Annotated in this window: 10 protein-coding genes; 7 read left to right on the forward strand and 3 right to left on the reverse strand. The window is 49.3% G+C overall.

Features of this window, described 5'->3' with window-relative positions; genetic code table 11:
- Positions 1-222 (forward strand): hypothetical protein (locus SIN01_RS15255; protein WP_218027788.1); only part of this gene is annotated, 222 nt, incomplete at its 5' end.
- 155 nt (positions 223-377) lie between these two features.
- Here the strand turns inward: SIN01_RS15255 and SIN01_RS13380 are convergent.
- The gene (locus tag SIN01_RS13380; RefSeq protein ID WP_010026445.1) at positions 378-716 is read right to left on the reverse strand and encodes a hypothetical protein; all 339 of its coding nucleotides are present in this window, start codon (positions 714-716) and stop codon (positions 378-380) included.
- Between the two features lie 91 nt (positions 717-807).
- Between SIN01_RS13380 and SIN01_RS13385 the strand changes: the two genes are divergently transcribed.
- Positions 808-1,299, forward strand: coding sequence for a GNAT family N-acetyltransferase (locus SIN01_RS13385; RefSeq protein WP_052766845.1), 492 nt, complete (start codon positions 808-810; stop codon positions 1,297-1,299).
- Between the two features lie 253 nt (positions 1,300-1,552).
- On the opposite strand, the gene SIN01_RS13390 is transcribed toward SIN01_RS13385, so the two are convergent.
- Complete coding sequence (locus SIN01_RS13390; RefSeq protein WP_010023524.1) at positions 1,553-2,236, reverse strand: NAD(P)H-dependent oxidoreductase; 684 nt, start codon at positions 2,234-2,236, stop codon at positions 1,553-1,555.
- A gap of 168 nt (positions 2,237-2,404) precedes the next feature.
- Here SIN01_RS13390 and SIN01_RS13395 point away from each other — a divergent pair, with 168 nt between their 5' ends.
- Both SIN01_RS13395 and SIN01_RS13400 read left to right on the forward strand, forming a co-directional pair.
- Positions 2,405-3,190 carry a glucose-1-dehydrogenase gene (locus tag SIN01_RS13395; protein WP_010023525.1) on the forward strand — a complete coding sequence of 262 codons (786 nt, stop codon included), beginning with the start codon at positions 2,405-2,407 and terminating at the stop codon, positions 3,188-3,190.
- Between the two features lie 7 nt (positions 3,191-3,197).
- On the forward strand, positions 3,198-3,830 hold the full coding sequence (locus SIN01_RS13400; protein ID WP_010023526.1) for an NUDIX hydrolase N-terminal domain-containing protein: 633 nt from the start codon (positions 3,198-3,200) through the stop codon (positions 3,828-3,830).
- A 13-nt stretch (positions 3,831-3,843) separates the two neighbouring features.
- Here the strand turns inward: SIN01_RS13400 and SIN01_RS13405 are convergent, their stop codons facing one another.
- Complete coding sequence (locus tag SIN01_RS13405; RefSeq protein ID WP_010023527.1) at positions 3,844-4,047, reverse strand: hypothetical protein; 204 nt, start codon at positions 4,045-4,047, stop codon at positions 3,844-3,846.
- 212 nt (positions 4,048-4,259) lie between these two features.
- Here SIN01_RS13405 and SIN01_RS13410 point away from each other — a divergent pair, with 212 nt between their 5' ends.
- From SIN01_RS13410 to htpX, 3 genes are all read left to right on the forward strand, one after another.
- The gene (locus tag SIN01_RS13410) at positions 4,260-5,036 is read left to right on the forward strand and encodes a tyrosine-protein phosphatase (protein ID WP_010023530.1); all 777 of its coding nucleotides are present in this window, start codon (positions 4,260-4,262) and stop codon (positions 5,034-5,036) included.
- 278 nt (positions 5,037-5,314) lie between these two features.
- Complete coding sequence (locus SIN01_RS13415; protein ID WP_010023532.1) at positions 5,315-5,860, forward strand: LemA family protein; 546 nt, start codon at positions 5,315-5,317, stop codon at positions 5,858-5,860.
- A 12-nt stretch (positions 5,861-5,872) separates the two neighbouring features.
- Positions 5,873-6,763 carry a zinc metalloprotease HtpX gene (htpX, locus tag SIN01_RS13420; protein WP_047035256.1) on the forward strand — a complete coding sequence of 297 codons (891 nt, stop codon included), beginning with the start codon at positions 5,873-5,875 and terminating at the stop codon, positions 6,761-6,763.
- Positions 6,764-6,873: the final 110 nt, after the last annotated feature.

The raw sequence follows: 6,873 nt of genomic DNA on the forward strand, positions 1-6,873 counted from the left end.
CGTCACTTAATCGGAGCGTATCCCGAGAGAAACAATACACGGTTCATCATGATTTTAAAGAAGATTGCTTATTCACTGCTCCTTCCAGCGCTGCTCAACACCTTGTCCGTCAGGAAGCGGCACTTCCCAAATGAGGTCGTGTTGTCGGTATCGACAGCTTTGTACCCTGCGCTAAACTTCATCACGCAAGGTGGATTTCCCGGTCTCCCGACATGCCGGTGATGAAGATGACAGCTTTTCTCATATCGATACGGAACGTTCCTTTGAAAATCCAAGCGTCTCTTCGTCCACGTTAACAGAAAATGCATAATCTGATTTGCCGGATCGCCAATGTGCTTGAATCAGGATCACATAAATTCCTGGTTTTGTTGGCAACGTTATCGGTTTTTATGAACCGGGAGCATTGATCCTTTGCGGTGCTGATTGTAGAGATGCGCACTGAATTTCGGGTGGGAACGATCGGAAAAGGAGACGGTTGCTTTTTGGCCGGGATCAATAGACAGCCTATGCATAGTTTCCGTCCATTGCGATGAAGCATCGGCGACGACAGAGGTGCGGCTGAACAACCAGTAGCTCCATTCATAGCCGCCCTTGCGTGTTTCCGTTTTTTTGTGTTGCACAGTGACGTGTACATTAGGCGGCTCTGTGCTTAGCGAAGTGCACGATGAAACGGTGAAAAGCATCATGCATACGAAAAGTAGTCCTAACTTTTTCAAATCGTTCCCTCCAATATTTTTCTTCCATTTTAACCCAACTATTCAACCCATGCATGATACAATAATGAAAAAACAGAAAGGATGCTTACTTATGTTTCTTCATAAAATTGACGATGAACTTGCGCTGAAACTCGTAGAGCCGCAAGATGCAGAAGCGATTTTTCATTTGACGGAACAGTCGCGTAATTCGCTGCGCGAATGGCTGCCGTGGCTGGATGTGACGTGCTCGGTCACGGATACTCAAACGTTTATTCAAGCAGCGCGCAAGGGTTATGGCAAGAACCGAAGCATGACGGCGGTCATCCTTTTTCATAGAATAAGAAAAGATCGTATAAAGACAATGAAAGCTCAGCCGTCGCCTGAAAACTTGGCTTCACCAAACTTTCTTTATAACGAGACAGCGGGACTGATCAGTATTAACGAAATCAATTGGGCGAACAAAACGGCGCAAATCGGCTATTGCCTTATGTATCCCCGAAATGCGCTCCATTCTGCAGATAACCGAAAAATCTCCGCTTATTTTACCAGTTACTTAATTAAAGGCCAAAATGTTGTTAAACGAAAAAGCGAAAAACGAAAATGATCGAAAACGATTAAGCAAAATCAAGGACTGAGCGAGCTACCGCGACAGTCGCGCCTATAAAGAAAACCCGGCAAAGTCTTAGTTGCCCTTATCCTTCTCATCGTGCATTAGAAAACTTGTCTTTGCCAAGCCTCTGGCGAAGGCAAAGACATAGTTGCACTTACACTCGTTTCCTTTAATATTTTATATACTTTCTTACCAGTGAAAAAAAGCGCAGCCTAAACCGGCTGCGCCTCCAATATGTTCCTCTTCCTTAACGCCAGTCGACGATGTCTTCGATCGGTTGGCGCGTTTTCGGCCGCGGCTCTTTGGCGCGGTAGCCGAATGCTGCCATGCAGGCGATGCCGAAATCACTGCCTGTGATGATCCCTTCATCGTTCAGCACTTTTTCAATTTTTTCCTTATTAAACCCTTCAATTGGGCAGGAGTCGATGCCGATTTCAGCAGCAGCGGTCATCATGTTGGCGAGGGCAAGGTAGCATTGACGGCAACCCCATTCGAAGAAGACACGATCATTGCTTGCAAGATCAAAGTCAACCTTTTGAAAATTATCGATCGCGCCGGTCATCATCTTGGCAATATCCGGCGGACACTGCTGTACCTCATGGATCATGTGCTGAACATGTTGCGAATTTGCTGCAAGTCCCGATTTCAGTCGCGACAGAACGAGGACGAAATGGCTGGCTGTTTTCAGCTTTTCGGTTGCGCCCCACGCATCCGGAGCGAGTTTTGCCCGCAGATCTTTATTTTGTACAACGACGAATTTCCACGGTTCAAGGCCAAAAGAACTTGGCGACAGCCGCGCGGTTTCCAAAATGAAGTGAAAGTCGTCGTCACTGATTTTCTTGGCTGGGTCGAACGCCTTGCAGGCATGGCGGAAGTGAAACGCGTCCAAAATCTGCGCTTTGATTTGCGCTTTGTTTCTTGTTGTTTCCATGAATAATCCCTCTTTCTCCAATTGTGTTCCCAATGGTTATTATAAATCAGTTTGGCGGGAAAAATGAGCGAGAAGGCTTAAGCGAACGGTTAGACCTTTGCGGATGGCTTGCAATTGAGCCGTTTCTTTTTCACAATAAAAAGAAGACATACTTTCGGAGGTTTTTCAATGTATACAGATCTGGCAGGAAAAGTAGCGGTCGTGACCGGCGGCTCAAAGGGGATCGGAAACGCGATCGCGCGCCGACTGGCTGAAGAAAAAATGGCCGTTGTAATCAATTACCACAGCGACCGGGAGCATGCGGAACGAACCGCTGAAGAATTGAAAAAAGCCGGCGGCGACGCGGTTGCGATTCAAGCCGATGTCGGTAGCGAGGAAGGCATTCAGGCACTCCTTGATGCAGCTGAAAAGCATTTCGGCGGTCTGGACGTCTGGGTCAACAATGCCGGCATGGAGAATCGCGTCCCCACGCATGAGATGAGCCTCAAAGAATGGGAGAAAGTGATCAACGTCAACCTGACCGGCGTTTTTCTCGGTGCACGGGCGGCGATCAACCATTTTCTGAAGCACCAGAAGAAGGGGAACATCATCAACATGTCTTCGGTTCATGAGCGGATCCCGTGGCCGACGTTCGCCCACTATGCCGCGAGCAAGGGCGGGGTCAAGCTGTTTAGCGAAACAATTGCTTTGGAGTATGCGAAACGCGGCATTCGCGTCAACAGCATCGCCCCGGGCGCGATTGAAACGCCGATTAATGCCGAGAAATTCGCTGATCCGAAGCAGAAACAGAGCACTTTGGATCTGATTCCAATCAATTCCATTGGGAAGCCGGAAGAAGTGGCCGCAGCCGCCGCATGGCTGGCGTCAAGCGAATCGAGCTATGTCACCGGGACAACCCTTTTCGTCGACGGCGGCATGTCGCTTTATTCCGAATTCGAAGAAGGAAAGGGCTGAGCCATACATGGAGCAAAATGAAGATCTTTATAAGCCTTGGCTGGACTGGGCGATTGAACTTCAGTCGCTTGCACAAGCGGGGCTCGCTTACACGAAGGACCGTTTTGATCAGGAGCGGTTCACCCGCATACGCGAAATCGCCGCAGAAATGATCCAAGCGAAAAGCGGCATCTCGCGAGATCAGGTCCATGATCTCTTTTGCAACGAAACCGGCTATCAGACGCCGAAGCTCGATACGCGAGCCGCCATCTTTCAAGATGAAAAAATAGTGCTCGTCAAAGAAAACAACGGCACCTGGTCGCTGCCCGGCGGCTGGGTCGACGTTGATCAATCGATCAAATCCAATACGAAAAAAGAAGTGAAAGAAGAGGCGGGACTGGACGTTGAACCGGTGCGGATCATTGCGGTTCACGATCGCAACGCCCACAACCGGCCGCGCTACGCGTACGGCATATGCAAAGTTTTCGTCCAATGCAGACGAATCGGCGGACAATTCCAGGCAAACAGTGAAACCACCGAGAGCCGCTGCTTCGCACTGGATGAGCTGCCGCTGCTCGCCGAAGAAAAAAATACAAGAGAACAAATTCAGATGTGCTTCGCCGCATATCACGATCCGGATTGGACCGTCGCGTTTGACTAACGCGCGGTCCTTATTATTTGCCTTTGTTTCTGCTTTTGATGACCTCACTGCCAATCACGCCGACGATCAGCACGATAAAAGACGGGATACTATAATCCTTGAAAAAAGTCGGAAACGGCCGATTCATGAACCGGAAAATCAGCGTCAGAACGCGCCCAAACAGAAGCAACAATCCGATCAATACCATCCAATGAAACAGTTTTTCGAGAAAAGTCATCGCTTGCTCCCTTCCCACAGTTTCCAGCGTTAACCGTGATTTTCGTTAAACCCCGGGCGCAAAAAGAAAAGCCGAGATGCGGCGGTTGACCGCGAACGTTACCGTCACTCAGAAAAGTTTTGGATTCGTTTGCATACACGAAATAATTCCGCTCATAAACTATGATATGATAAATGAAAACAGAAAAAAAGTGGATGGAAAGAGGGGATCCGATGGAAACGAATGGATTAATGGAACGCGTCTTGCCTTTAAAAGGCGTCTATAATTTCCGTGATATGGGCGGAATCAAAACGCGGGATGGTCGGAAAGTGAAGCGCGGTCTGCTCTTCCGGTCGGCCGATTTGACAGATAGTACCGAGCAAGATCGAAAACATATTCAGGAGCTGAATCTCAAAATCATTTACGACTATCGTGATAAAGCGGAAGCGGATGTACGGCCGGATCCGCAAATCGGCAGCGAGCGCCATGAGCGGATTGCGGTTAACGGCGAAGACAAAACGACAGCGCGCGAGGAATGGGATCCGGCGACCTTTTATAAAACGTTTACACGGGAAAAGTTTGCACAAGTCTATCGGGAAATGCCGGTGCACAACAAATCGTACCATCGGCTCATGCAGTTGTTCAAGAACCCTGAGGAAAATCTGCCGGTACTGCACCACTGTGCCGGCGGCCGTGATCGCACCGGGGTCGGCGCCATGCTGCTGCTGCGCACGCTCGGTGTCTCCTTTGAGACGATTATGGACGATTATTTGCTCTCGAATAAGACACTGGTTCGCTATCATGAGGAAACATTCGCGGAGGCGGCGCGTTACGTGAGCGGCTTGCAGTTAAAGCGGTTCGAGGAAGGCTTCCTCGTTCATGAACAATACCTGGACGCAGCGATTGGCGAGATCTTCAGCAGCTATGGCAAGTTCGGTAAGTACTTGGAAACCGAGTTCGGGATTACCCGCGCGGATCGCCGGCGCATCCAAGCGTACTGCCTCGAATAAAAGGTTGGAGCAGCGGCTTTGAGAAGCTGCTGTTTTTAAATATAGAACAGCTGGAATTTCGTTCAGGCGATCAATCGACTTTTACAAATTGGCGAGCCTGCAGCAATGGCTTAGGCCGAAGCTAAGGCGCACGTCCGTTGACGCGGACAATCGAAGCGTCTTGTCCGCTCTTGGTACATTTTTTGTGCGCGTCGGTTATGGAATTTTTCTGATGAATCATTCATAAGCGGCATTCCAATGCTATACTTAAGAAAATGATTTAAAGAGGAGAAAAAAAGATGGCAACTTGGATTATTATCGCGATCCTTGCGATTATCGTGATCTATTTTATTGCGCAATACAACGGTTTGGTCAAGCTGCGCAACTGGGTGCAGGAATCATTCAGCCAGATTGATGTCCAGCTGAAACGGCGCCATGATCTGATCCCCAACCTTGTCGAAACGGTCAAAGGCTACGCCAAACATGAAAAAGAAACGCTCAATCAAGTCATTGCGGCACGCAACGGCCTGGTCAGCGGGACGCCGCAGCAGCGGATTGAAGCGGATAATCAGCTTGAAGGCGCGTTGAAGTCAATCTTTGCGCTGGCGGAATCCTATCCGGATTTGAAAGCCAACCAGAATTTTCTCAGCCTGCAGGAAGAACTGGCGACGACTGAGAACAAAGTTGCTTATTCACGCCAGCTGTACAACAAAACGGTTAAAGATTACAACATTAAGCGTGAATCGTTCCCGTCGAACATTATTGCAAAACTGTTCAACTTCCAAAGAGAAGAACTGCTCTCGATTCCGGAAGCCGAACGCGACGTGCCTAAGGTTACGTTCTAACGGAGGCTGCGTATGCTCTATCAGCAAATACAACAAAATAAGCGGAAAACGCTTGTTTTGCTCACCTTTTTCTGCGTACTTGTTCTGGCGATCGGCTGGGCGGTCGGCTATTTTCTGAACGGAGATCTGTTCTCCGGGCCAATCATTGCAGCGGTTGTGCTTGCTTTTTACGTGCCGATCACCTTTGCCAGTGCGCGTGCGCAAGTGCTCAGCATGGCCGGTGCGCATCCGATTGAGAAAAAGGACAACCCGATGCTGTTCAATGTTGTCGAGGAACTGGCGCTGGCCGCGAATGTGCCGATGCCGAAAATCTATATTGTCAACGATCCGTCGCCCAATGCGTTTGCGACCGGAATGAAACCGGAGTCAAGCGTGATTGCGTTCACCAGCGGCTTGCTCGAACGACTGAACCGAGAGGAAATCGCCGCAGTCGCTGCACACGAATTTTCTCATATTCGCAATTACGACATTCGTTTGATGACGCTTTGCATTGCACTTGTCGGTGTAATTGTTGTTGTTGCCGACATCGGGCAGCGCATGTTTTTCTGGGGCGGCGGGCGCAGCAACAAGCGCAACGGTGAAAAATCAAATCCAATTTTCATGATCATCGCGCTGGTCCTGATCATTCTCGCGCCGCTCGTCGCACAATTTGTCCAGCTCGCCGTCTCGCGAAATCGCGAATATTTGGCAGATGCCTCAGCAGTTGAACTAACCCGCGATCCGCAAGGACTCATCAACGCGCTTACCAAAATCAGCAGCGACGACCAAGGGATGAAACAGGTCAAGGACGCGACAGCCTCAATGTACATCTCTAATCCATTCGGAAAAAACAAGAAAAAAACCAACTGGTTCGCAACCCATCCACCGATTGAAAGTCGGATTGAACGGCTCAGAGCCATGTAACCATAATGAAAAAATTCTCGTACAGAACGTTGTGTGAGGATTTTTTTTTGCAAGTAAAGAACGACAATCCATCAAACGCGGAGGTGCTCTGGCGCCTGTGGGATCGCGCG

The organism is Sporolactobacillus inulinus (assembly GCF_006539285.1).
In the GTDB taxonomy this organism is placed as follows: domain Bacteria; phylum Bacillota; class Bacilli; order Bacillales; family Sporolactobacillaceae; genus Sporolactobacillus; species Sporolactobacillus inulinus.